The following is a 25,051-nucleotide window of genomic DNA, read 5'->3' as shown; positions in this document are numbered from 1 at the left end:
GCCGCAGGACAGTGCTCGCGCCGAAGGGAACACGGCATGAGCCGCGTCACCGCTCGCCGCCGGATGCGCCGGATCTCGCCCAGCGGGCAGATCCAGCGCCCGGACACCTTGGCCGTCGAAGAACCGCTCGAGATCCGCATCGACGGGCAGTCGCTGACGGTCACCATGCGCACCCCCGGCAACGACATCGACCTGGTGCACGGATTCCTGCTGAGCGAAGACGTCATCGGTTCCGCCGAGGACATCGTGGCGGCCCGCTACTGCGCGGGCACCGACGACCAGGGCCGCAACACGTATAACGTCCTCGACGTCACCCTGCGCACCCCCGTGCCGGTGTCGACCCGCTCGTTCCTCACCACCGGAGCCTGCGGACTGTGCGGAAAGACCGCCCTGGACGAGGTCCGCAAGCGCACCCGATTCCCCCTGCCCGCCGCAGGCCCGGTGGTGGACACCCGGGTACTGGCCGCGATGCCCGGCATGCTGCGTGACCGCCAATCGGTGTTCGAAGCCACCGGCGGCTTGCATGCGGCGGGCCTGTTCACCACCGACGGGCAAGCGCTGGCGGTGCGCGAGGACATCGGCAGGCACAACGCGGTGGACAAGGTGATCGGCTGGGCACTGCGCGAATCCAGGGTGCCCGCCCATGATCTGGTGCTGATCGTGAGCGGGCGCGCGTCGTTCGAACTGGTGCAGAAAGCCGTCATGGGCGGAATCCCGATGCTCGGCGCGGTCTCGGCGCCGAGTTCGCTGGCCGTCGATCTCGCCGCCGACGCCGGACTGAGTCTGATCGGCTTCCTCCGCGGCGACACGATGAACGTCTACACCGTCCCCGAGCGGCTGCGCACCGATCCGGGCGCCGACTCGTTGTTGGCCTGACTCACTATTGCCCGCGCCGGACGCCCGTTCTACCGTGACTGCACGGAGCCGGAACGGATTCGGCGAGAACGGAGCGGCCGATGCGGATATCGGTGGAGGGGAACTCCGAGGGCCTGCGGGTGCGGATGCGGTTCGAGCAGTACCGCCGCCTGCTGCTGACGCGGATCGTGCTGGCCGTCTTGGCGGTACAAGGAGCGATCGTCGGCCTTTGGGCCACGTTCGCGCCGCATTCCTGGTACACCAGTTTTCCGGGGTTCGGCGCCACGTGGGTGGCGGCGGACGGCCCTTACAACCACCATCTGGCGGCCGACGTGGGTGCCTTCTTCCTGGCGCTGACAGCGGTGACGATCGCGGCGCTCGTGGTCAACCGAACCACGGCGGCCCGGATCGCGGGCGTCGGCTGGCTCACCTTCGGTGTCCCCCATTCCCTTTACCACCTCTTCCACAAGCCCGCGGACATGGGCGCGGCGAGCTTCACGGCCAGCCTGATCGCGGCGTTGCTGCTCGTGATCGGCGGAGCGGCCTGCCTCTTCCTGCCGCCGCGAGGCGAGTTGCCCCTCTCGGACCCGCAACCGGTGACGCTGCGTTTCCCGCGCCGCCGTCCGCTGATCGGCGAACCCGGCAGCAGAGTCCGGGACGCCCGTGGGAGATCACCACGGGCGTGATCCGGTGGATCCGCGGATGACGCCGCGACTTGGCGAATTCCCCGACCGTCAGTCCTTCAGCGCTTCGAGCAGTGCCGCGCGCTGACGCGCACCGAGCCCGCCGATCCGGCGATCCTCCGGGATCTCCGCCTGGTCCATCAACTTCGCGGCCTTCACCGGCCCGACACCGGGCAGGGCCTTGATCACCGCGGCCACCTTGGTCTTCTTCACCAGCTCGTCGGAGTCTGCCTTCTTCAGCAGATCCGCGACCGAAACCTTGCCCGCCTTCACCTTGCCGATCAGTTCGGAGCGTGCCTTGCGGACCGCAGCCGCCTTGGCCAAGGCCTCGGTGCGCTGCTCTGCGGTCATGGTAGGCAGTGCCATGTCTCCTCCGCTTCCACTCGTCACTCGAACATCTGGTTGACCGGACCGAGTAAACAGCACGGCACCGGGAGCGCAAGCTCGACACACCGGGCACGAACTGCGGAAATGACGATGAATTTCCCCGGTTCGCGCCGTCGGAATCAGTGGACGGCCGACGGGCTACAGACGAATAGGACGAAAGGAACACCACGTCACGGAGCTGTCCCTCGCACGGATCGTCGCGTCGGACGACACGTACCGAGAACCCCGAGCAGAAGCGGTGCGCCGGGACGGCGACTACTCCGAAGCGGCCGTCGCCGCACGGTAACGCGGGATGAGCCGTTACCGACAGAGTCAGCAAATACCGAACGCGGGTCTGGTTCAACGGCGAACCAAGGGGGATCAACGGCGATCCCCCGGGCCCGCTCGGGTCACACCGAGCGGAGCCTTCACCCCGGACAACAGAAAATATCGCGGTTCGCACGGCCCGTGACAGCATGACGGCATGGAGCCGAGCACTCCGCCGGGGACGACTGCGTCCGCGATTCTGTGGCTATGGCCTGGGCAGGCGATCTATCGCGGACCGTCCCTGCGTCCGGACGCGCATTCCACCGCCGTGAACTGTCTGGCCGTTGGGTTGGACGCGCCGTTCACACTCGCGACCGATGCCGTCACGCACACCGTGCGCAGCGCGCTGATCCCGCCGCGCCGGGTGCACCGCGTCGTCGCGGGCGGCGACCAGATGATGTTCTGTTATCTGGATCCGGGGTCGCGGGGCGCCCGAGCCTGCCGGGATCGGATGATCCGGTGGCACGCTGAATTCGGACTCGGCCATCGGGCGGAAGCCGCGCTCGCCACGGCTGCGAGCGGCACGTGCCCCGATCCGCGCTCGCTGGCCGAACTCATCGGCGCCGGGCCGGTCCCCACGCCGGACGACCGGGTAGCCGAGGCGATGGCGACCCTCCTCGCCCATCCCGCGCGGGAGTTCACCGCCGCCCGGTTCGCCGCGGCCGCGCACCTGTCGGAGTCGCGCTTCCTGCATCTGTTCGCCGCCCAGGCGGGCACCTCGTTCCGGCGGTACCGGCTGTGGGCCAGGATGCTCGGCGTCGGCCGCGCGCTCGCCGAGGGCGCGAACCTCACCGCCGCGTCGGCCGACGCGGGCTTCGCCAGCCCCTCACACTTCAGCGACGCTTTCCGCACCCTGTTCGGCTTGTCGGCCACCACACTGCTCGCCACCGGAGTACGGATCGTCGTGCTGGACGAAGCGGAAGGGATCGAATCGGGCGTCCGAACGCGCTAGGCTACAAATTAGAACACGTTTCATTTCGGAGGAGACTCGATGGCCAAACAGATTCGCGACGTGGTGGAGCAATACGTCAAGCTGGTCGGCTCGGGGCCGACCGAGGACATCGTCGCCCTGTACGCGCCCGACGCGATCGTGGAGGACCCCGTCGGCACTCCACCCAAGCGCGGCCACGAGGCCATCCGCGAGTTCTACGAGGTGATCGCCGCACTGGATCGGGAGACCGAGCTGCGGCCGGAGGACGTGAGAATCGCGGGCACTCAGGCCGCGTTCCCATTCACCATCGTCACCAAGGTCGGCGGACAGCGCTTCGTCCTGTCACCGATCGATGTGATGGAGTTCGACGAAGAAGGCCGGATCACCGGGATGCGCGCCTACTGGAGCCAGGAGGACATGCGGGTCGAGCCCGAGTAGCGCGCGCGGCGGCCGGGTGCGCCAGGTCACATCGCGGCCCCATCACATTCCGGCACGGTCTCTCGTCCGAGAAGTAGGAACCACATCCGCTGATCGAAGGAGATCGACATGAGCGCCACCCGTATCGCCGCCGTCACCCCGCAACACGCGGGACCGACGACCAAGTTGCTCTACCGGCTGGCCAAGCGCCGCTTCCGCGAAGTGCCGGAGCCCTTCGCCGTCACCGCCAACCATCCGAAATTGCTGAGGGCCAGCGCGGTCCACGAGACCATGGTCGGCAAGGCCAGCACCGCCCTGCCCGCCGTCATCCGCGAGATCGCGGTGTATCGCACGGCGTGGACGATCGGCTGTTCGTGGTGCGTCGACTTCGGAGCCATGCTCATGCGCCTGGGCGAGCTGGACGTCGCGCGGCTGGAACACATCGCCGACTACGCGACCTCGCCGCTGTACTCCGACGACGAGCGCGCCGCCATCGCCTACGCCGACGCGATGACCGCAACGCCGACCACGGTCACCGACGAACAGGTCGCCGACCTGGAGCGGCGCTTCGGCCGAGCGGGTGTGGTGGAGCTCAGCTATCAGATCGCGCTGGAAAACTCACGCGCCCGGTTCAATTCGGCGCTCGGGATCACGGCGCAGGGTTTCAGCACCGATTCGTGCCGGGTGCCCTGGTCGTGAAAAGGGCCGCGGCGCTGCGGGAATGGTGCGATCCGACCTGGTACTTCGGCGCCGCGTTCACCCGGGGCTGTCGTTACGGCCCGGAATGCACTAAGAATAAGAGGTGTTGACGTCGCCTGGCCGTGCCGCGGCCGGCGGGCTACCTTCGCGAGTTTCGGTGCGGGGTAACGGCGTCTTCGGTTTCTCGAGTTCCCCTCCGCCCGACCGTTTGGAGCCGCATGCTCGACGAACAGACCCCGGACGACGACGTCGCACGGCTGGCGAGACGAGTCGAGAAGGCCCGCGGCCGTCTCGCCTACCAGTTCGACCCGGCTCTGACCGGCGCGCTGTCGGAGGAGGAACTGCTCGCTGAACGCGAACTGGCCGAACGGATCCGGACCCAGGACCGCGAACAGCGCTGGAAGCACGCCGAGGCGGGCGCCGCGGCCTCCGACCGGGCGCGGCACACCGCGGAGGCCATCGAGAAGGCCGAGATCAGGGACCTGCTGTTGGCGCGCAAGGCGATTGCCGCGCAGCGGCGCGCGTCCAGCCCGCACGCCAGGTTGGCGTCGCTGTACCGGCACCGCTCCTGGTCGCTCGGCGCGCTGGCCGGCGTGGTCGCCGCCGGAATGCTGTGGTCGGCGGTCAACGTTCAGCACAACATCGCCCCAGGTGGCCCGGACGACCCACTGTACTGGTTCAGCTACCTGCTCGAGGCGATGATCAGCGTGTCGCTGATCATCATCATGATCGGCACGAACAAGGTCACCGAATGGGGCGTGCTGGACAACCGGAGCCAAGTGGCGGCGGCGGAAATGGCCCTGCTCGCGCTCACCGTCGGACTGAACACCTACCCATACGTGAGCGCCGGGCGATGGTTCGACGCCGCCGTGCACGGTGTCGCCCCGGTGATGATCGGCGTCGCCCTGCTCATCCACGATGCCGCGAGCGCGCGATACGGACGCGCGATCGGCTATGCCACCGAGCAGGTGCGGAGCTTGCCCGACCCGACCGGGCGCGACCCCTTGCCGGAACGCTCCGCGGCGGACAGCCTGTCCAGCGCGGACGCCGACTTCCCAGTGGATCTGCACACCCCCGTGGTGCAGGGCGCACACAGCTAGACCTATCAGCCTGCGGTGCGGGGCAAGTCGTCGAAGAATGCCCGCTCTACTTCCGCGCCGGCGCGCGAGCCGTCGGGCCCTGTGCTCGCGCCCCGGTGATCAGTACGGATACCGGCGTTCGACCGCTTCCTTGGCCTCTTTCAGGCCGCACCCGGTGAGTTCGCGATACCGCTTGATCGCGTGAATCTTCTTGCCCTGCGCCAGAAGCGCATCGATCTCGGCCATGCCGTCGCCGCGCGGGACCGCCGGCACGGCACGCGGCGGCACGGCCGCTGCCTGCGCCTCGATGCCCAGATGGGTCATGATCAGGTCGAGCTTGGCGTGCAGGGCGTCGACCTTGCGCTCCAAGCGCCGGTTGGCGAACATGCCCCGATGGTATCGACCCCGGCCGCGTCAGGCCGCGTCGAGCACGGCGTCGGCGAGACTCGACATCGTCTCGAAGCGCGCCAGATCTCCCGCCAGCTCCAGCAGCCGGTCCACACACCGGGGTCCGGTCACCAGGCGCATCCTACGGCCGGTCTGGGCCAGCATGGACCGCGCGTCGACCAGGACGTGCAACCCGGCGACGCCGAAAAACGTGATCTTCGACAGATCTACGACCACCAAAGGCGCCGCCGTGCCCAGCGAGCCGATCAGCCTGCGTCGAAACACTTCGACGGTGTAATGATCGACTTCGCCCGCGAGCGCGCACAGCGTGACCGAGTCGCTCGGCACTGTGACCGAAATCTTGAGCCGCTCGGCGGGGTGATCGGCATTGCGAGCGGCGGTGAGAACGTACGTGGGGTTGGCCAAGCCTGTCGACATGAGGACCTCGGTCCAGTCGCCCGCGAGCAATCTCGGAAACGGGCTTGCTCGCGGGTTCAATGATGCGCCCCGGAGAAAAACGCCGGAACTAGGCTGTCTGCTCAACCCTCACCGAGGAGTACCCCCTGCGACGGGTCGCCACACCCGAATTACGCCGACTTCTCCCGGCGCTCCGGCCGCTGCGCCTTGCGCGGCACGATGGTGGGCAGAACGTTGTCGTTGACCGTATCCGCGTTGACGACGACCTTGGCGACGTCGTCGCGGCTGGGGATGTCGTACATCGCGGGCTGCAGGACTTCCTCCATGATCGCCCGCAGGCCACGCGCGCCGGTGCCGCGCAGAATCGCCTGGTCGGCGACCGCCTCCAGCGCGTCGTCGGTGAACTCGAGGTCGACCCCGTCCATCTCGAACAGCCGGACGTACTGCTTGACCAGCGCGTTCTTCGGTTCGGAGAGGATCTTGACCAGCGATTCCTTGTCCAGGTTCGTCACCGACGCGACCACGGGCAGGCGGCCGATGAACTCCGGGATCAGGCCGAACTTGATCAAGTCCTCTGGCATGACCTCCGCGAAGTGATCGGTGGTGTCGATCTCGGCCTTCGACCGCACCTCGGCGCCGAAACCGATGCCGCGGTGGCCGGTGCGGTCGGAGATGATCTTCTCCAGACCGGCGAAGGCGCCCGCCACGATGAACAGCACGTTGGTGGTGTCGATCTGGATGAACTCCTGGTGCGGGTGCTTGCGCCCGCCCTGCGGCGGCACGCTCGCCTGAGTGCCCTCCAGGATCTTCAGCAGGGCCTGCTGCACGCCCTCGCCGGACACGTCACGGGTGATCGACGGGTTCTCGCTCTTGCGGGCGATCTTGTCGACCTCGTCGATGTAGATGATGCCGGTCTCGGCGCGCTTGACGTCGTAGTCGGCCGCCTGGATCAGCTTCAGCAGGATGTTCTCGACGTCCTCGCCGACGTACCCGGCCTCGGTCAGCGCGGTGGCGTCGGCAATGGCGAACGGGACGTTCAGCATCTTCGCCAGGGTCTGGGCGAGGTAGGTCTTGCCGCAACCGGTGGGACCGAGCATCAGGATGTTGGACTTGGCCAGCTCGACGGTCTCGCCGCGGCTGTCCCGCCCCTTGTCACCGGCCTGGATGCGCTTGTAGTGGTTGTAGACGGCCACCGCGAGAGTGCGCTTGGCGGTGTCCTGGCCGATCACGTAGTTTTCCAGGAAATCCCGGATCTCGGCGGGCTTGGGCAGCTCATCGAGCTTGACCTCGCTGGACTCGGCGAGTTCCTCCTCGATGATCTCGTTGCAGAGATCGATGCACTCGTCGCAGATGTACACCCCTGGTCCCGCAATGAGCTTCTTGACCTGCTTCTGGCTCTTTCCGCAGAACGAGCACTTCAGCAGATCGCCGCCATCTCCGATGCGCGCCATCTCGTGGGTCCCTACTTCCTTGTCCGCGTGCAACCGTCCGTCCAGGTTGCCAGCTGTCCACCACTTTCGCAGCCGCAAACGCATCGGCTGATTTCGTGGCCGGTGGGGCAGTGCCGTCAACCGGGAGCAAAGGTCCCTAGGTTGACCGTACCCGGTGTTCGGGATGGAGGTCGACAACTCGCGCATGTTTCTCGCGCGGGTTGTGCGAGTCGTCACGAGCCATACCTCCGCACCGCCCGCCGCGCGGCGCCGTCGGTTCGAACAAATTCTCGAACCGCGGCGGCGCGAGGGCGGCCCGGCCGGGCGGTATGCCCCATTGCGTACTTCCCGGCCGGAATTCCCTGTCACAAAGCAATTTAGAGCGAACAGCCCCGGGATCGGCAATTCGCCCCCGCCGTCCCGGCCCCGGCCGGAAACGACGATTCGCGCCTTATTTCTGCGCGCTCAGCTTCCGGTAGTCGAACACCGTGTCGATGATCCCGTACTCCTTGGCCTCCTCGGCCGTCAGGATCTTGTCGCGGTCGGTGTCCTTGCGGATGGTGTCGGCGTCCTTGCCGGTGTGCCGCGCGAGCGTGCTCTCCATCAGGCGACGCATGCGCTCGATCTCGGCGGCCTGGATCTCCAGATCCGACACCTGGCCCTGGATGCCGCCCTCCAGCGAGGGCTGGTGGATCAGCACGCGCGCGTTGGGCAAGCAGGCGCGCTTGCCCGGCGTGCCCGCGGCCAGCAGCACGGCGGCGGCCGAGGCGGCCTGGCCCAGGCAGACGGTGGCGACGTCGGCGCGCACGTACTGCATGGTGTCGTAGATGGCCATCAGCGAGGTGAACGAGCCACCCGGCGAGTTGATGTACATGGTGATGTCGCGGTCGGGGTCCAGCGACTCCAGCACCAGCAGCTGCGCCATGATGTCGTTCGCCGAGGCGTCGTCCACCTGCACGCCGAGGAAGATGATGCGCTCTTCGAACAGCTTGTTGTACGGGTTGGACTCCTTTACGCCGAAGCTCGAGTGCTCGATGAACGACGGCAGGATGTAGCGCGCCTGCGGGCTCTGCGGTGCCATGCCGGACAGGCCGGCGCGCGGGTCGATCGAATTGGCCATCTTCGTCTCCAAAGTCGGTGCGGCGGCCGGACGTTCGAGGTGTCCGGGGGCCTGTGGGTGATCCGGTGCGTTACTTCTTGGCGCCGTTGGCCTGATTCGCGTGGCTGATCACGTGGTCGATGAAGCCGTATTCCAGGGCTTCGGCCGCGGTGAACCAGCGGTCGCGGTCGGCATCGGCGGTGACCTGCTCGACCGACTTGCCGGTGTGCTGCGCCTGCAGTTCGTTCAGCTCACGCTTCGTGTGCGCGAACTGCTCGGCCATGATCGCGATGTCGGCCGCCGAGCCGCCGATCCCCGCCGAGGGCTGGTGCATCATGATCCGCGCGTGCGGCAGCGCGTAGCGCTTGCCCTTGGTGCCCGCGGTGAGCAGGAACTGCCCCATGGACGCGGCCAGGCCCATGCCGTAGGTGGCGATGTCGCACTCGGCGAACTGCATCGTGTCGTAGATGGCCATGCCCGCGGTCACCGAGCCGCCCGGCGAGTTGATGTAGAGCGAGATGTCCTTGGTGGGATCCTCCGCCGAGAGCAGCAGGATCTGCGCGCACAGCTTGTTCGCGATGTCGTCGTCGACCTGTGTGCCGAGGAAGATGATGCGCTCACGCAGCAGGCGCTCGTACACCGAATCACTGAGGTTGAGACCAGCAGTCGCGGTTGTCATGACCCCTGCCTGGTTGATTGTCACGGATACCTGCCTTCTCTCGCCGGCTCGTTGCGGATTGCCACATAGCCATCACTGGTTGGATATGCCGCACCCGGTCGGACATGGCCATCCAACTTGTCGTCACAAACATTAACGAAGCAGGGCGGCACCGAACTCCCGGTACCGCCCTTTCTTCGCTCACAGCGCAATCAGCGCACCTCGCGGGCGTCGATCACGCCGACATTCCATGGAATTATTCGGCGTCCGCCGGGGCCGTCTCGACGGCCGCGTCCTCGTCGGCGGAATCGGCGGGGGCGCCGAACATTTCGGTGGTGTCCACCGAGTTGCCCGCGGAGTCGGTGACGGTCACCTGGCCGACCACGCCCGCCAGCGCCTTGCCGCGCCGCACGTCGGCGAAGATCGCGCCCAGCTGGCCCGCCTGCTGCACCTGCTGGATGAACTGCTCCGGCGACAGGCCGTAGCGCTGCGACTGGAACAGGATCCGCTCGGTGAGCTCCTCCTGGCCGACCTGGGTGCCCTCCGCCTCGGCGATCGCGTCCAGCAGCAGCTGGGTCTTGACCGACTTCTCGGCGGCCTGCTTGGTGTCGGCGTCGAACTCCTCGCGGGTGCTGCCCTGCGCCTCGAGCGCCTCGGCGAACTTGGCCTCGTCGTGGTCGAAGCCGTGCACCGCGTCGTGGGTCACCGCGTCGATCTCGGCCTTCACCACGGCCTCGGGCAGCGGCACCTCGACCTGCTCGAGCAGGGTGTCCAGCACCTTGTCGCGGATCTCGCCCGCCTGCTGCACCTTCTTGACCCGCTCGACGCGGCCGCGCAGATCGTCCTTCAGCTCCTCCAGCGTGTCGAATTCGCTGGCCAGCTGCGCGAACTCGTCGTCGGCCTCGGGCAGCTCACGTTCCTTGACGGTCTGCACGGTCACGGTGATGACCGCGTCCTTGCCCGCGTGCACGCCCGCGACCAGCTTCGAGGTGAACTCCTTCGACTCGCCCGCCGACAATCCGACCAGCGCCTCGTCCAGGCCCTCGATGAGCTGACCGGAACCGACCTCGTGGGACAGGCCGGTCGTGGCGGCCTCGGCCACCTCCTGGCCGTCCACGGTCGCCGACAGGTCGATCGAGACGAAGTCGCCGTCCTGCACCGGACGCTCCACCCCGGTCAGGGTGCCGAAGCGCTGGCGCAGCGACTGCAACTGCTCCTCGATGTCCTCGTCGCCGACGGTGAACGCGTCGACGGTGACCGCGATGCTCGCGTAGTCCGGCAGCGTGATCGCCGGCCGCACGTCGACCTCGGCGGTGAAGGCCAGCTCCTGGCCGTCCTCGATCTTGGTGATCTCGATCTCGGGCTGACCGATGACCTTCACCTCGGAGGTGGTGACGGCCTCGCTGTAGCGACCGGGCAGCGCGTCGTTGACGACCTGCTCCAGGATCGCGCCACGGCCGAGACGGGCCTCGAGCAGCTTCGCTGGCGCCTTACCGGGACGGAAGCCGGGGATGCGGACCTGCTTGGCCAGTGCCTTGTACGCGCGGTCGAAATCCGGCTTCAGCTCCTCGAAGGGCACCTCGACGTTGATCCGGACCCGGGTCGGGCTCAGCTGCTCGACGGTGCTCTTCACGGACATGCTCCTTGTTCGTTGTTCGTACTGGTTGACGTTCGTCTTGCGGCGCCCCGCCCCCGGCATTCCGGGATCGGAACGGCGGGCGAGGCGGCCCTACGCCGGCTGCCGCATTCCCCCACCGGCGCCGATCCGAACCGGAGTCCCGGCCTCGGCCGAGACGACGAGGGGTGCGGCGTACGCCACGCATCCTGACCAGGTTAGTTGACCGGCCGAGCGGACCTGCATCCGGCGGTGCCCGGCGGGCGACGCGAGCGGCCGGGCTACTTCCCCACCGAGACCGCGTCGGTGACGAATACCAGCGTCTCGTACGGGGCGATGCCACGCCCGCCCGCGCCGTAGCCCAGCTCCGGCGGCACGATCAGCAAGCGGCGCGCGCCCTCCTTGACGCCGACGAGTCCCTGATCCCAGCCGGGGATGACCTGTCCCCCGCCGAGGGTGAGTTGGAACGGCTTGCCGCGCTGGAACGAGCTGTCCAGCGTCTTCTTGTCCGACCAGGTGACCAGCGCGTAATTCATGGTCAGCTGCTGGCCGGGCGCGGCGCCGGGCCCGCTGCCCTCCTTCAGATCCTTGACGATCAGCTGCTTGGGCGGGTCGCAGTTGTCGGGGAGGGTGATCTTCGGCGCGGCGCCGAAATCTCCGGTGACGCGGATGTCGTCGGCGGTGCACTCGCGGCCCTTGCTCTGGGTAGCCGGGCGCTGCGCGGAAGGCCCAGCCGCCGCGGTGGTCCGCGTCGTGGAGACGGCGGGAGCGGACTCGTCGTCCGAGCCGCAGGCCGCCAGCACGATGGTGGTCGCGGCGACGGCGCCGATACCGATGATCCTGCCGAGAATGTGCATGCCGCGGACCCTAGACCACGAACGGGCCCCGGGTGGGACGAGCTTCCCGCGACACGCTCGGACCGCCGCGCGGCCCGCTGCGGCTAGGCTGGCGGTGAATTCTCCATCCGGCGTTGTCGATTCCGATCGGCAACCTTCGCAGGACCGCGACGGCGGCCGGTCGTGGCGCCGCCGTCCCCGATGCCATGAGCGTGAGGAGAGTCGGCACATGACCCACATGGCGAGTGCGGGTGGCGATACTTCGGCGGACAACGTCGGCAGCACCGGCGGCCGGACCGTCGCACCGCGTCCCTACCGGCTGGCGGACGTGCCGGGGCCACTGGCACGCGACGAGCTGGCGGCGATCGACGCGTGGTGGCGCGCCGCGAACTATCTCGCGGTCGGCCAGATCTACCTGACGGCTAATCCGCTGCTGCGCGAACCGCTGCGCGCCGAGCACGTCAAACCCAGGCTGCTCGGGCACTTCGGCACGGTGCCCGGCCTGAATCTCGTGTGGGTGCATGCCAATCGCGCGATCCGGCAACGCGGCCTGAACGCCGTCTTCGTCGCGGGCCCCGGGCACGGCGGTCCGGGCCCGAACGCGTGCGGCTGGCTGGAGGGGACGTACTCCGAGGTCTACAGCCACATTCCGCAGGACGCCGCGGGGATGGGCGCGCTGTTCCGCCAGTTCTCCTTTCCCGGCGGGGTGCCGAGTCACTGCGCACCGGAGACGCCGGGCTCCTTCCACGAGGGCGGCGAACTCGGCTATTCGCTGCTGCACGCGTTCGGCGCCGCCCTGGACAACCCCGATCTCACCGTGTTCTGCGTGGTCGGCGACGGCGAGGCGGAAACGGGTCCGCTGGCCACGAGCTGGCATGCGAACAAGTTCCTCAATCCGGCGCGCGACGGCGCGGTGCTGCCGATCCTGGCGCTGAACGAGTACAAGATCGCCAATCCGACCATCCTGGCGCGCATCCCGGAGCCGGAGTTGCTGTCGCTGCTGCGTGGCTACGGTTACGAGCCGATCGTCGTCGCCGGCGACGATCCCGCGGCCGTCCACCAGGCGATGGCCACGGCGGTGGACACGAGCATGGAACGCATCGGGCGGATCCAGGGCGCCGCACGCGACGGCGCCGATGGGGCACGGCCCAGCTGGCCGATGATCGTGCTGCGCACACCGAAGGGCTGGACCTGTCCGCCGGTGGTGGACGGCGACCAGGTCGAGGGCACCTTCCGCGCGCACCAGGTGCCGTTGCCGGGCGCGCGCACCGACGCGGACCACCGCGCGGTGCTGGAACAGTGGCTGCGTTCCTACCGTCCGGAGGAACTGTTCGACGACGACGGCAAGCCGGTGCCGGAGCTGACCGCTCAGGTACCCGTCGGCGAACGGCGGATGAGCGCCAACCCGGTCGCCAACGGCGGTACGCTGCTGCGCGATCTGTACCTGCCGGACTGGCGCGACTTCGGCGTCGAGGTCACCGCGCCGGGCGCGACCCGGCACGAGGCCACCAGGGTGCTCGGTGGCTGGCTGCGTGAGGTCACCAGGCACAATCCGGACAACTTCCTCATCTTCGCGCCGGACGAGCTGGCCAGCAACCGCTTGCAGGACATCCTCGAGGTCACCGGCCGCAACTGGCAGGCGGAGATCGACCGCCGCGACCAGAAACTCGACCGCGGCGGCCGGGTGATCGAGGTGCTGTCCGAACACATGTGCCAGGGACTGCTGGAGGGCTATCTACTGACCGGCAGGCACGGCGTGTTCACCTGCTACGAGGCGTTCATCCACATCGTGGACGCCATGTTCAACCAGCACGCCAAATGGCTCGACGCCAGTTCGGCGGTGCCGTGGCGGCGTCCGATCCCCAGCCTGAACTACCTGTTGTCCTCGCACGTGTGGCGCCAGGACCACAACGGCTTCACCCACCAGGACCCCGGATTCCTGGACGTGGTGCTGAACAAGAAGGCCTCGATCGTGCGGGTGTACCTGCCGCCGGACGCGAACACGCTGCTGTCCACCTACGACCACTGCCTGCGCTCCCGCCACTACGTGAACGTGGTGGTCGCGGGCAAGCAGCCGCAGGCCGACTGGTTGTCGGTGACCGAGGCCGCCGAGCACTGCGCACGCGGGATCGGGATCTGGCCGTGGGCGGGCCACGGCGACGAGGTGGGCACCATGCCGGATGTGGTGCTCGCCTGCGCGGGAGACATACCGACGCTGGAGACCCTCGCCGCGGCCGCGATCCTGCGCGAACGTCTGCCCGACCTGCGCGTCCGGGTGGTGAACGTAGTCGACCTGATGCGGCTGCAAACGCAGGACGAGCACCCGCACGGCCTGCCGGACAGTGAGTTCGACACGCTCTTCACCCAGGACCGGCCGGTGATCTTCGCTTTCCACGGCTATCCGTGGCTGATCCACCGGCTGACCTATCGGCGCACCAACCACGACGAACTGCACGTGCGCGGCTATCGGGAGCGCGGCACCACGACCACGCCGTTCGACATGGTGATGCTGAACGATCTGGACCGCTACCACTTGGTGATGGACGTGATCGATCGGGTGCCGTCCCTGCGCGAGCGGGCCGCGGGGCTGCGGCAAGAGATGGTCGACGCGCGGTGGACGGCCCGTGCGTGGACCAGGGAACACGGCGAGGACCTCCCCGAGGTCGCCGACTGGAACTGGCCTTACCAGCGGAACTGAGCCCCACGAACCCGGCGGCAGAAAGTACGATCGACCGTATGGAAAGTGGTCAGCGAACCGCCGAGATCACCGACAAGCGCCTGTTGCGCGGTGCGAAGACGCGTGCCACGGTGCTGCGGCATGCGGTCGACATCGCCTCGCTCGACGGATTGGACGGCCTGAGTTTCGGCAGGCTGGCCGAAGACACCGGTCTGAGCAAGGCCGGAATCCAGACCCTCTTCCGCACCAAGGAAGCACTCCAGCTGGCCACCATCGATCACGCACGCGACCGCTTCGTGGAAGCGGTCGTCGAACCCGCACGGTCCGCGCCGCACGGCGTCGCCCGTCTGCGGGCCTTGGTGGAGCACTGGATGGTCTATGCCACGACGCCGCTGTTCGCGGGCGGATGCTTCCGCGTCGCGACCATGGCCGAGCACGACAGCAAGCCGGGCCCGGTGCGCGACGCCCTGCTCCGCGATCAGGGAGCGTGGGTTCGGCTGCTGGCGCGGGAGCTGCGCGCGGCGGCGTCCGCCGGTGAGATCCCTCAACTGGACGCCGATCTGGTCGCCTTCCAGATCGATGCGGTGCTCTGCGCGACGAATACCGCGCTGCGGATCGGTGATCCGGAGGCCGCCGACCGCGCCCACCGCATCGTCGAAGGCTTTCTGCGACCATCGTGAACTCGCGCTATACGCGTTGAGTATGACTCGAATCGAATTGTCGCAGGTACCAGGACATTCGGAAATCTCGGACACGAGCCCGCACGACCTTGTATCTTGCGAACAACGCGTTCCGCGCGTTTCCGAAGCAACTCCCCCCATCCGTCGCCGTTGCCGGAGGGCGCGCAGAAGGGCGGTTCCCCATGAACCACACAGCCGAGGCGACCGGGTTCGAAATCCTAGGTGCGATCTTGATGGTGGCCTGGATGGTCGTCATGTGGGCGGCCGTCGGCGTGCTCGCCATCGCGATGCGCAAACCGTTGCGACCATGGATGTTCCGCACCGCGCTCGGTGTGATCGCGTTGGGCGTCATCGCCCAGATAGGTCACTTCCAGGAGCACGTGGCACAGGTCGGATACTGGATCCAGCACCCGAACTCACCGGCGTGGATGACGCCGTGGGGCACCGGCTTGGCCAAGGGATTCGGCCAGGTCAACCATATGAAGCCGTCGCTCGGGATGGAAATCTTGCACTTGGTCGGCAATTTCCACTTCCTCGCCGGACTGGTCGGTGTCGCACTGGTCACCCACCACGCCCTGGAGAGCAAGGCGCGCAAGTGGGGCCGCATGGGCGTACTGATGCAGGGCATCCACGGACTCGAGCATCTCGCGCTCACCCTGACGGTCGCCTTCGGCACCAAAGCGATCGGCCTGTCGACCTTCTTCGGCCTGCTCGACCCGGGAGCCGGTGCGTCGACCTACCGCATCTGGTGGCATTTCCTGGCCAACGTGATCGGCACGAGCATCTTCGCCATGGCGCTGTACTACCTGTGGCAGGAGCGCGCCGTGATCGAAGCCCCGTTCCGCGACCCCGCCGCCGCGAAGCCGAGCCGCGCGCCCGCGGCGGCCACGGGTTCAGGGGCCCCGGCATACGCGGCGGTCACCGAGGCCTGATCCAGCAACCCTAAAAGGGCGTCTGCCATCGCGGCAGGCGCCCTTTTCGTGTATGCGCGAAGGGCTTTCCGTCGCAGCCCGTTCATCAGCCCACAGCGGCGAACCGCGCGGCACTGCCGCTGCCCTTCATTCGCCCCCACATCCCGCGCGCATGCCGGCTCCACCTCCGCGGTCAGCACGGCCCTGGCGTGGTGAGTGCAACGAAGACACAGCCCCCGTGCCCCGGCCGGTCGTGCTACCCACGTCACTTTCGGCGAGAGCGCCGCATCACTGCCGCGCCCCCTACCCGGCCCGCCGGAAGGCCGCACCGTCCCGAAAAAGCATCGCGTCGAGCAAGTTTCGCAAAGCCCCCGGGTTACAGGCGGTCGGCATCACCCCTGGTCAAGACGCCGACCCACGCCGGAAACTCCGCAATTCTTCCCAAGTATGGGAAAGCACTCGACAAGGCATCGACCCGTCGATTAATGTGACGTTATCCAACGGCACGATAGATAGGGACCCGCCGATCGGACCACACCGGGCCGATCTCCGATCCCGAGGTGGCGAGATGAACGGACGCGAACGATGACCGGCATCACGCCGCACCAGCGACGGACACAGACCTGGCTCGTCCGCCCGCTGATCGTGAGCGCGATAGCGGCCACGCCGGAAACCCCGGCGCCGGCCGAAGCGCTGGCCGGGCCCGACGCGATCGTCGCGGCACCGCGCCCCGCAGACCCGGGCCGCCACGGAGACGACAGGCCGGGCTCTTCCCATCCCGACAACCGGGACCGAGCCGACCGGCACCGGCCCGCGGACCAGACGTCCGCGACGGATGCCGCCCCGATCCCTTCCCCGCCCCCACCTCGCGCGGCAACCCCGACCATCGACGTTCGCCGCACCGCCGCCGCTCGAACCGTGTCGCCGCGCACGGCTCGAATTCCGAACGGAGACTTACGATGACCGCCACGACCAACTCCGCCGCACGGCGACTGCTCGCCTGTACCGCGATCGTCGGCATCCTCACCGCCGGCGCCGTCGGCATCGCGGGCGCCGAGTCGCACTCGGGCCCCTCCGACCCGCGCAACGGCACCGGCGACACCAACGGCTGGCACCAGATCGACCCGATGGGCTACAACCACCGCGACAACGACCCGCTCCGCGCGGACGAGCACGACGACGCCATCCGCGACTACCACCAGCGCCAGAGCACCCCTGCGCCGGCCGACACCACCACGGGCAACAATTCCGTCAGCCCCAGCTGGTCGCGCGTCGCCCGCCCGGACGGCAGCGGCTACACCGTCTGCCGCCCGCAGGCCCGCTGGTGCCAGTGATCGCCGGACCGGCTCACTCACTCGCACCCACAATCTTCCGCGACGTCCTTCTGGACTGATCGTACCGCTGTCTAGCGGCACATTACTTGAAGTATCACCAATCCCGGAAATCCACTCCGGCCGGGATAGCGCACGAAAGAGAAACACCAATGATCAACATTAACGGGCTTCGCCGGACGACCGCGTGTAACGACAAGCGCGGCACGGCACGGACGCTCACCCTGCTGGCGGCGGCAGCGGTGGCGGCGGGCGGCCTGAGCCTCGGCGCGGGCACCGCCGAGGCTCAGGGCGCTGCCTGCCTCTGGGCCGGTGGCGCCTACGGCCAGGGCACCACCGTCGTCGCGGGGGGCTCGACCTTCACCTGCGGCACCGATGGGGTCGGCGCGCCCTACTGGCACCGCGGACACAATGTGCGGCAGGCCAGCACCGTGCCCAACCCGGGCGCGTACACCCACCCAGCGGGCCTGTTCAGCCCCGGCGCCCGCCAGTACGGCACGGAATACAACGACTACTGCGTCGGAAGCCAGCTCATCGAGGGTTCCGAGGACGTCTACCAGGTCGTCTCGGACGGACGCGGCTCCGTGTGGTGGAAGGCCGCGGGATCGATCGACCAGTGGGCCTTCGATCCCGGCACCGGGCCGCAGCATTCCTGGCGGTCGTCGAGCCTGTGCTACGACGGCTCGCTGACCTGACGCCTGACCGACCTTCCTACCGGCACGCCCGTGACCGCCGCGCGGTTACGGGCGTGTTCGCGTTCGCGCGGGCCTTCGCTCCGATTCCAGCCGGATCCGCTCCTCGAGGTGATCCGGTACGTGCCAGCTGATGTCGGCCCTGGTAGCCGCCATCAGCTTTCTGCGTACGGTCGCCACCTGTGCATCGACCGTCCGGATCGAGCTGCCCCTGCGCGCGGCGATGGCGCTGTTGGCCCAGCCCGCGGCGGCCAGCACGGCGACCTCGCGTTCCGCGGGCGTCAACTCGTCCCAGCGCGAGGCCGTCGACCTGGCCTGCGACCGCCGCGCAGGCAGCAGCCGATCGGCGGGCAACCTACCCAGCAGCAGTAATTGCAGTTCGTCGCGTTCGGGACGCAGGCGGGCGCCGCGCTGAACCGCCGCTTCGTGCGCCTCAGCGCCGAGGACCGCGGTGACCGCCGCGACCGCCTGAGCGGTGCCCCTGGCCACCAGGGTCACCCGGTCTGCGACGATGCCCATGGAGCGGTGCAGCGTAGCGATCCCGCCTTGCAGATGGGCGATCTCGGTGGCGGCGGCGATCGCTTCGGCGCTGTCGGTGTCCCCCGCCTCGATCCGGGCGGACAGCAGGTAGGTCAGCGCCATCATCATGAAATGCGCGACCCAGCCCGCCGTCCAGGTGTCCCCCGTGATCAGCAGGCGTTCCAGGGTGGACCGCCCGAGCGTGACCGCCTCTCGCGGATCGCCGTGCCGGGACACCGCGATCATCCAGGCCAGCTCCGCCCATGAGGTCGCCCAGCCCGCGTCGGAAGCGACGGCCCGGTCCAGATGCCTGCGCGCGGCCCCGAGCGCGACGTCCGCGTCACCGAGGTTCGCGTACGTGAGCGCCTCGAACAATTCGCTGCGCTGCTCTCCGGCCCGGTCGCCCAAGGTGGCGAATTTCCTGCGCGCCCTGGCCAGCACGTCCACCGCCCGGATGTCGAGATGGATCAGCAGCAGTTCGAGTCCCCAGGTGAACTCCACCGCGGCGGGCAGGCCGACATCGGTCGCCGTCGTCTCCCGCCAGCCGCGCCGCAGTTCCGCGTCGGACAGGCACTCCGCGGCGCATTCGTCCAACAACTGCGCGGTATAGGCGTGTCTGCCCTGCCAGATGGCGATCCAGCCCACCAGCGCGGTCGCGTTGATCCGCAGCCGGGTCGGCGGCGGCTCCACCTGCGCGGTGACTTCCAGCGCCTGTTCGGTCAGGCTGGTGATGGCGCGGTTGGACCCGGTGATGAACGGCACGCGCAACGCCATCAGCGTCGCGGCGGTCTCCAGCCCGACCACGGCCTCCTCCGGATCGGCGAGACTGGTCTCGACGGCGATGAGGATGTTGTCCCAGGCCGCCCGGGCCCAGGCGATCCACTCCTGCTCCCGCGGGCCGTACCAGGTGGCCGGGCCCGCCGCCACGCGGTCGCGATAGTGCCGCCGATGCCGGGCGAACAGCCGCGCCTCGTCCAGGTGATCGCCGCGGGCCGACAGCCGGTCGCGCACGAACACCCGAACGCTTTCCAACAGGTAGTAGCGCACCGTCGAGGTGGTGATACGGGCCGACAGCAGCGAGCGTTCCACCAGGCGCTCGAGCAGCCCCTCGATTCGCTCCGCTGGCAACGTCGCGTCCGCGCACACCGCGACGATCGCGTCCACGTCGGCCCCGCCGCACGGCGTCTCGTCGTCCTCGGCGTCGCAACCGGTGGCGAACACGGACAAGCGGTCCAGCAGCAACTGCTCCGACGCGGTACACAGGCCGTAGGACCAGGCGATCACGTCACGCACGCTGCGGTGCCGTTCGCCGATGCCGCCCCTGGCCCCGTGCGTCCACTGCAGGCGGCGATCGTCGGTGTCACCGGACAACTCGCGCAACAGGATCGCCGGTGGCCGGTGCAGCAGCCGCGCCGCGGCCAGGCGGATGAACAGCGGGTTGTTGTCGACGTGCCCGCAGATGCGGGTGGCGATGGCGAGCTGGCCCGGATCCTCGGAGATCGGCCGCCCGGTGCGCTCGGCTCGCCGCCGGAACAGTTCGAGGGCGTGCACGCTGGACAGCGGAGGCACGGCTACCAGCTGCTCGTCGATCCAGCCGATCGGCTCCCGGCTGGTCGCGACGATGGTCAAGCCGGGGGCCGCCTGGAGCAGTCCGATGATCAGCGGGCCGACTCCGGCCAGCACGTGTTCGCAGTTGTCCAGCACCAGGATGGTCCGGTGCGTCTCGCCATCGGCGAGACCGTCGGCGAAGATCTCCACCAAGCCGTCCCAGGCGGAGCGGCCCGCGATGCCGTTCTTCGCGACGGACAGCAGCACCTCCTCGGCGACCGCCCCGGTCTCCGCGCCGGGCACCAGCCGGGCCAGGCGCGTCCAATACACCGGGTGCCGCGCCGCGCCGCGATAGCGCCGTACGGCTTCCACCGCCAACGTCGTCTTGCCGATGCCGCCGGGCCCGACCAGGGTGATCAACCGGGCGCTGGACGAGCTCAGCAGGGCTTCTATCCGCCGCAGTTCGGCATGCCTGCCCACGAACTCGACGGGCGCGGCGGGACCGTTGTCACCACCGCTGTTCACCTCCGACATGCCGACGCACCTACCGATCCAGACAATCACCGCTCGAGCAGCCTAATGGGCGCGGCCGGGGGAAGGGTTTCGCACGCCTCCGGCCCGGTCGCCGGGGAGGCAGTCGTCTATCGATCCCGGCTCCCCCCTCGACGGCGCCGGCTGGGCCGCCGCTCGGATTCGTAGCGCACCCGATCGGCGAGCTCGTCGGGGATGTGGGCCGCGATGTCGGCGCGCGAGGCGATCTCCAGCTTCTGCCGGATGGCGGCGACCTGCGCGTCGACCGTGCGGATGGAGCTGCGCCGCCGCCCGGCGATGGCGCTGTTGGGCCAGCCGGCCGCCGCGAAGACGGCGACATCGCGCTCGGCGTCCGACAGATCGTTCCAGCGGGAAGCGGGCCGCCGCGACACCGGCCGGGAGGCCGCCGGGCGATCCGGGCGCCGGGAGGCCGGGACCGGATCCGCGGTGGAACACCACAGTGCGTCCAGTTCGGGCCGCAGTCGCGTTCTGCGCTCGGCGGCGGCATAGGCCCGGTCGCCGAGCACCGCGCGGGCGGCCTCCGCCGCGCCGCGGAGTTCGGCGGCGATCAATGGAACGCGTTCGACGGAGATGCCCATCGAACGCTGCCGCGTCTTGAAACTGCCGACCAGATACGCGATCTCCGTCGCGGTGTCGGCGCACGCGGCACGATCGCGGCCCTCGGCGCGCTGCGCGAGCAGGACCTGGGCCAGCGCGACGATGTGCGCGCCCACCGCCCAGCTCGCCGTCCAAGTGTCCTGCTCACCGCGGTGCCGAGTGAGCACACCATGGGTCAGCGTCAGCGCCTCGGCGGCGGACCCGTGCTTGGCCAGCGCCACCGCGCGCGCGATCTCGGCCCAGGCTCGCGACAACGTCGAGCCCGACGATGCCGACCGCGCCAGGAACCGCGCGGTGTGCTCCAGCGCCTGCGTCCGGTCGCCGACGAGAGCGGCGCAGAACACCACGAACACGTCACTGCGCTCCGCGCCGATGCGATCGCCCTGTTCGGCGAACTTGTGGCGGGCCCGGGTGAGGATGGTGATCGCGCGCCGGTCGCCGCGTACGAGCATCAGTTCGAGGCCCCACATCCACTCGACCGGCGCGGGCAGCCCGAAATCTGTGTCGGTGTATCGCGGGCCCGCATCCGACGGCAGGGCCGCGCGGTCGGCGAGCAGTCGCGGGATGTGATCGGTCCGCCCCTGCCACAGCGAGTTCCAGCCGAGCAGAGCGGTGGCCAGGTCGGCGAGCCCGGAGGTGCCGGGGCCGGAGCCGCGGGTGGCCTCCAGCGCGCGTTCGGTCAACCGGGTCAGCGCGCCGGCGCCGGACTTGACGTACGGCACCTTCATCGAGAGCAGGACGGTGGCGATCTCGAGGGCGACCACGGCTTCGGCCGGGTCCGCCAACCCGGATTCGATGCCGAGCACGATGTCGTTCCACGCCGACCGCGCCCATGCCAGCCAGGTCTGATCCTGCGGACCGAGCCAGAGGGCCTGTCCGGCGACCACCTTGTCCCGCAGATACCGGCGGTGCCGTCCGGCGAGCCGGTCGAGCTCGGCGCGGCCCCGGCGGCACAGCCGCTCCCTGGCGAACACCCGGACGCTGCCCACCAGGTACCAGCTGACCGTGGTCGCGGTGAGGTGCGCGGACAACAGCGACTGTTCGGTGAGCCGCTCCAGCAGATGTTCGATCTCACCGGCGGGCAGGTCGTCATCGGCGCATACCGCGATCGCGGCGTCGAGGTCGATGCCCCCGCGCAGCGACTCGTCGTCGGTCTCGTATCCGGCGGCGAAGACCGACAGCCGCTCGAGCAGCAACTGCTCGGAGGCCCCGCACAGCGCGAACGACCACGCGATCACGTCGTAGACGCCGCGGTGGCGCCGCTCGGCGCCCGCACGTGCTCCGTGGGTCCAGTGCAACCGCTTGTCATCCGCGTCGCCGGTGAGTTCGTGCAGCACCATGATCGGCGGTTGATGCCGCAGGCGCGCCGCGGCAAGTCGGATGAACAGCGGGTTGTGGTCGACCCGGCGGCAGATCCGCGCGGCAACGGCCGTCGCCTCGCGCTCGTCCGGGATCGCGCGTCCGATGAGTTCGGCCCGCTGCCGGAACAATTCGAGCGACTGCCGCGGCGACAGCGGCGGTACGGGCAGGATGTACTCGTCGGCCCAGCCGATCGGTTCGCGGCTGGTGGCCAGGATGGTCAGTCCCGGTGTGCCTTCCAGCAACTCGGCGATCATCGCCGCCACCGCGCCGAGCAGGTGTTCGCAGTTGTCCAGAACTAGCACGGCGCGCTCGGTGCGACGGTCTCCGCTGGTGAAGGTGCGCACCAGCGCGTCGCGGGCCGGCGGCGAATCGGCATCGGCGCACACGGCCGACTGCATCACGTCCTGCGCGGTGGCGGTGCTGTCGGCCTCCAGCCCGGCCAATCGCGCCCAGTACACCGGCCTGCCCCGCACGCGGGCGCCACGGCGTAGGGCCTCCGCGGCTAATCGGGTTTTGCCGATCCCGCCCGGGCCGACCAGGGTGATCAGGCGGGCGCCGCCGTCCAGCAGCGTGCCCAGCCGGTCCAATTCCGTTTCCCGGCCGACGAATTCACTGGTGGATGCAGGCAGCACGTCGCCACGTGCCTGAACCAGGGACATAAAACGAAAGTTAGCCGACGACGCGGCAAAGCGCTCGACAATCAGAGGTTACGTCGACGGTGAAGCCGTCCGCTCGCGCGGTCGCCGGTCCGGTACGCGCTTCCCGCGCCGGTTCCTACCTGGCGGAGGCCATCTGCTGGTAGTGCATCTGGACCACCGCGCTGTCGAAGGTCATCACGTCCACCAGCTGCAAGCCCGACACCACCGCGGGCGTCGGGAACAGCGGAATCCCGCCACCGAGCAGGATGGGATGCACGAACAACCGGTACTCGTCGATCAGGTCGTGCTTCATGAACGCCGACGCCGTCTCCGCGCCGCCGAACAGGACCATGTCGCATCCCGGCTGCGCGCGCAACGCCGTGACCTCCTCGACGAGGTCCTCCCTGACCACGCGGGTGTTCCACCCCGCGCAGGCCATGGTGCGCGAGAAGACCAGTTTCGGCGTCTCTTTCCAGCACCGCGCGAAGTCCACGTAGAACTCCGAGATCGCCGGATCCACGTCGGCGGTCGGCCAGAACGACGCCATGATCTCGTAGGTCTTGCGGCCGTAGAGGAACAAGTCGGCCGAGCGCAATTCGTCCAGGAACGACTCGCACAGTTCCTCGTCCACCACCGGCCAGTGGACCTCCTGATCCGGCCCTTCCGCGAAGCCGTCGAGCGACATCTGCATCCACAGTGTCACGCTTCCCATGTGCCCACACCCATCTGCTGCCCTTGTGCGACATTCAGATTGTCGGGGGGAGCGACACTTCGGCGCATCGGTAGGTTGCCCGCAGACATACCTAAGTAGGGGATGTCAGGCGACTCGGCGCCGCGATCGCGCGCCGGATGGTCCCAATATACCGTTGATCAACGGCACGTTACCGCCACGTATCGCCAATGATGGGAATCTGAAACAGAAATTCTTCGGTCGGCGACGCCAGGCGGTCGGATCAGGCTTCCGGCAGCGCCTCGGCCAGCTCGGCGTCCTGGTCGAGATACCTTGCGACGAGCCGGTTCACGAGTTCGGCGGTGGTCTCCGCCGGGACCGGCCTGGTCGCCGCCAGGCGCTGGGCGAGCTCGGCGACCTGCGCCGGACCGCGTTCGGAGTCCTGGAACGACGCCCACGCGGTGCGCCGGAACAGGTCCACGTAGCGGCGGGCGATCCGCTCCGCGTCGGCACGCAGCTTCTCCAACTCGCCGAGGACCTCGTCGGCCGGGATGCCCGCGGCCGCCATCTGGTCGAGGCTCTGGGTCAGACGGCGGTCCGCGATCCGGTAGGTCGCGGCGTCGACGGGCTCGTACAGACCCGCGGCGACGACCCGGGCCAGACCGTTGGGCACGTCGCGATAGCGCTCCGCCAGTTCGGTCGCCGCGATCGTTTCCCCGGCGTCCACGACGAGCGGCTCGGTCGCGCCGGGCTCGCCGACACCGAGAATGTCCCCCAGGTCGTCGCCACGGTCCCAGGCGTTGAGCAATTCCTTGATGCCGTTGAGCTTGATCCCACGATCGAGCAACCTGCTGATGGTGCGCACCCGATTGAGGTGGTCGGCACCGTAGAACCCGGTACGCCCCTTGACCTGCGGGGGCGGCAGCACACCGCGTTCGTGGTAAACGCGCAGGCTGCGCACGGTCGTACCGGCCTCCCGCGCCAGCTCGTCGATCGTGTATTCCACACCCGCAGTCATACCTCAAGGAAACCACATCGCAACACGTGACGACCGCCGGTGCGCGGCCATTGCCGG

General features: G+C 68.8%; 23 protein-coding genes. 11 read left to right on the top strand and 12 right to left on the bottom strand.

From position 1 onward, the window contains the following. Window positions 1-36 precede the first annotated feature (36 nt). Window positions 37-876 carry a formate dehydrogenase accessory sulfurtransferase FdhD gene (gene fdhD, locus AB0L97_RS20860; protein WP_355072260.1) on the top strand — a complete coding sequence of 280 codons (840 nt, stop codon included), beginning with the start codon at window positions 37-39 and terminating at the stop codon, window positions 874-876. Between the two features lie 80 nt (window positions 877-956). Next, entirely contained in the window at window positions 957-1,541 is a 585-nt protein-coding gene (locus tag AB0L97_RS20855; protein WP_364431928.1) for a hypothetical protein, read from the top strand. A gap of 48 nt (window positions 1,542-1,589) precedes the next feature. Here AB0L97_RS20855 and mihF read toward each other — a convergent pair whose 3' ends face one another. Continuing rightward, the gene (gene mihF / locus AB0L97_RS20850) at window positions 1,590-1,904 is read right to left on the bottom strand and encodes an integration host factor, actinobacterial type (RefSeq protein ID WP_039796616.1); all 315 of its coding nucleotides are present in this window, start codon (window positions 1,902-1,904) and stop codon (window positions 1,590-1,592) included. Window positions 1,905-2,388: 484 nt separating this feature from the next. On the opposite strand from mihF, the gene AB0L97_RS20845 reads away from it, so the two are divergent. The 4 genes from AB0L97_RS20845 to AB0L97_RS20830 all read left to right on the top strand — a co-directional run bounded on the left by AB0L97_RS20845 (window position 2,389) and on the right by AB0L97_RS20830 (window position 5,378). Further along, on the top strand, window positions 2,389-3,183 hold the full coding sequence (locus tag AB0L97_RS20845) for an AraC family transcriptional regulator (RefSeq protein WP_355072255.1): 795 nt from the start codon (window positions 2,389-2,391) through the stop codon (window positions 3,181-3,183). A gap of 39 nt (window positions 3,184-3,222) precedes the next feature. Then, window positions 3,223-3,600: a nuclear transport factor 2 family protein gene (locus AB0L97_RS20840; protein ID WP_364431923.1), complete on the top strand. Its 378-nt coding sequence runs from the start codon at window positions 3,223-3,225 to the stop codon at window positions 3,598-3,600. A 108-nt stretch (window positions 3,601-3,708) separates the two neighbouring features. Further along, window positions 3,709-4,278, top strand: a complete 570-nt coding sequence (locus AB0L97_RS20835; protein WP_355072251.1) for a carboxymuconolactone decarboxylase family protein — start codon at window positions 3,709-3,711, stop codon at window positions 4,276-4,278. 218 nt (window positions 4,279-4,496) lie between these two features. Beyond that, a complete protein-coding gene (locus AB0L97_RS20830; RefSeq protein WP_364431919.1) occupies window positions 4,497-5,378 on the top strand; it encodes a hypothetical protein in 882 nt (293 codons plus the stop codon). Window positions 5,379-5,477: 99 nt separating this feature from the next. On the opposite strand, the gene AB0L97_RS20825 is transcribed toward AB0L97_RS20830, so the two are convergent. The 7 genes from AB0L97_RS20825 to AB0L97_RS20795 form a co-directional block, all read right to left on the bottom strand. Next, window positions 5,478-5,744 (bottom strand): ribosomal protein L7/L12, encoded by a 267-nt coding sequence (locus AB0L97_RS20825; RefSeq protein ID WP_355072247.1) that lies wholly within the window; start codon window positions 5,742-5,744, stop codon window positions 5,478-5,480. Window positions 5,745-5,771: 27 nt separating this feature from the next. Next, a complete protein-coding gene (locus AB0L97_RS20820; protein WP_364431915.1) occupies window positions 5,772-6,182 on the bottom strand; it encodes an STAS domain-containing protein in 411 nt (136 codons plus the stop codon). Between the two features lie 149 nt (window positions 6,183-6,331). Beyond that, window positions 6,332-7,612, bottom strand: coding sequence for an ATP-dependent Clp protease ATP-binding subunit ClpX (gene clpX, locus AB0L97_RS20815; protein ID WP_195131826.1), 1,281 nt, complete (start codon window positions 7,610-7,612; stop codon window positions 6,332-6,334). 430 nt (window positions 7,613-8,042) lie between these two features. Then, complete coding sequence (locus tag AB0L97_RS20810; protein WP_355072243.1) at window positions 8,043-8,711, bottom strand: ATP-dependent Clp protease proteolytic subunit; 669 nt, start codon at window positions 8,709-8,711, stop codon at window positions 8,043-8,045. A gap of 70 nt (window positions 8,712-8,781) precedes the next feature. Further along, window positions 8,782-9,369: an ATP-dependent Clp protease proteolytic subunit gene (locus AB0L97_RS20805; protein WP_355072241.1), complete on the bottom strand. Its 588-nt coding sequence runs from the start codon at window positions 9,367-9,369 to the stop codon at window positions 8,782-8,784. Window positions 9,370-9,604: 235 nt separating this feature from the next. Beyond that, entirely contained in the window at window positions 9,605-10,981 is a 1,377-nt protein-coding gene (gene tig, locus AB0L97_RS20800; RefSeq protein WP_364431910.1) for a trigger factor, read from the bottom strand. A gap of 263 nt (window positions 10,982-11,244) precedes the next feature. Next, window positions 11,245-11,820 (bottom strand): FKBP-type peptidyl-prolyl cis-trans isomerase, encoded by a 576-nt coding sequence (locus AB0L97_RS20795; protein WP_355072237.1) that lies wholly within the window; start codon window positions 11,818-11,820, stop codon window positions 11,245-11,247. A 208-nt stretch (window positions 11,821-12,028) separates the two neighbouring features. On the opposite strand from AB0L97_RS20795, the gene AB0L97_RS20790 reads away from it, so the two are divergent. From AB0L97_RS20790 to AB0L97_RS20770, 5 genes are all read left to right on the top strand, one after another. Further along, a complete protein-coding gene (locus tag AB0L97_RS20790) occupies window positions 12,029-14,497 on the top strand; it encodes a phosphoketolase family protein (RefSeq protein WP_364431906.1) in 2,469 nt (822 codons plus the stop codon). 38 nt (window positions 14,498-14,535) lie between these two features. Beyond that, window positions 14,536-15,156, top strand: a complete 621-nt coding sequence (locus AB0L97_RS20785) for a TetR/AcrR family transcriptional regulator (protein WP_364431903.1) — start codon at window positions 14,536-14,538, stop codon at window positions 15,154-15,156. 182 nt (window positions 15,157-15,338) lie between these two features. After that, the gene (locus AB0L97_RS20780; protein ID WP_364431900.1) at window positions 15,339-16,088 is read left to right on the top strand and encodes a DUF6008 family protein; all 750 of its coding nucleotides are present in this window, start codon (window positions 15,339-15,341) and stop codon (window positions 16,086-16,088) included. A 938-nt stretch (window positions 16,089-17,026) separates the two neighbouring features. After that, window positions 17,027-17,401: a hypothetical protein gene (locus tag AB0L97_RS20775; protein ID WP_364431897.1), complete on the top strand. Its 375-nt coding sequence runs from the start codon at window positions 17,027-17,029 to the stop codon at window positions 17,399-17,401. Window positions 17,402-17,550: 149 nt separating this feature from the next. Further along, window positions 17,551-18,093: a hypothetical protein gene (locus AB0L97_RS20770; RefSeq protein ID WP_355072227.1), complete on the top strand. Its 543-nt coding sequence runs from the start codon at window positions 17,551-17,553 to the stop codon at window positions 18,091-18,093. Window positions 18,094-18,138: 45 nt separating this feature from the next. On the opposite strand, the gene AB0L97_RS20765 is transcribed toward AB0L97_RS20770, so the two are convergent. The 4 genes from AB0L97_RS20765 to AB0L97_RS20750 all read right to left on the bottom strand — a co-directional run bounded on the left by AB0L97_RS20765 (window position 18,139) and on the right by AB0L97_RS20750 (window position 24,994). Further along, the gene (locus tag AB0L97_RS20765) at window positions 18,139-20,691 is read right to left on the bottom strand and encodes a hypothetical protein (RefSeq protein ID WP_355072225.1); all 2,553 of its coding nucleotides are present in this window, start codon (window positions 20,689-20,691) and stop codon (window positions 18,139-18,141) included. A gap of 107 nt (window positions 20,692-20,798) precedes the next feature. Continuing rightward, the gene (locus AB0L97_RS20760) at window positions 20,799-23,327 is read right to left on the bottom strand and encodes an AAA family ATPase (RefSeq protein ID WP_364431893.1); all 2,529 of its coding nucleotides are present in this window, start codon (window positions 23,325-23,327) and stop codon (window positions 20,799-20,801) included. A 115-nt stretch (window positions 23,328-23,442) separates the two neighbouring features. Further along, window positions 23,443-24,018 (bottom strand): dihydrofolate reductase family protein, encoded by a 576-nt coding sequence (locus AB0L97_RS20755; protein WP_355072221.1) that lies wholly within the window; start codon window positions 24,016-24,018, stop codon window positions 23,443-23,445. Window positions 24,019-24,259: 241 nt separating this feature from the next. After that, the gene (locus tag AB0L97_RS20750) at window positions 24,260-24,994 is read right to left on the bottom strand and encodes a MerR family transcriptional regulator (RefSeq protein WP_355072219.1); all 735 of its coding nucleotides are present in this window, start codon (window positions 24,992-24,994) and stop codon (window positions 24,260-24,262) included. Window positions 24,995-25,051: the final 57 nt, after the last annotated feature.

It is taken from the genome of Nocardia sp. NPDC051911 (genome assembly GCF_040681035.1).
In the GTDB taxonomy this organism is placed as follows: Bacteria; Actinomycetota; Actinomycetes; order Mycobacteriales; family Mycobacteriaceae; genus Nocardia; species Nocardia sichangensis.
The sequence above is the reverse complement of the archived record's forward strand: the minus strand, read 5'-3'. Positions and strand labels throughout refer to the sequence as shown.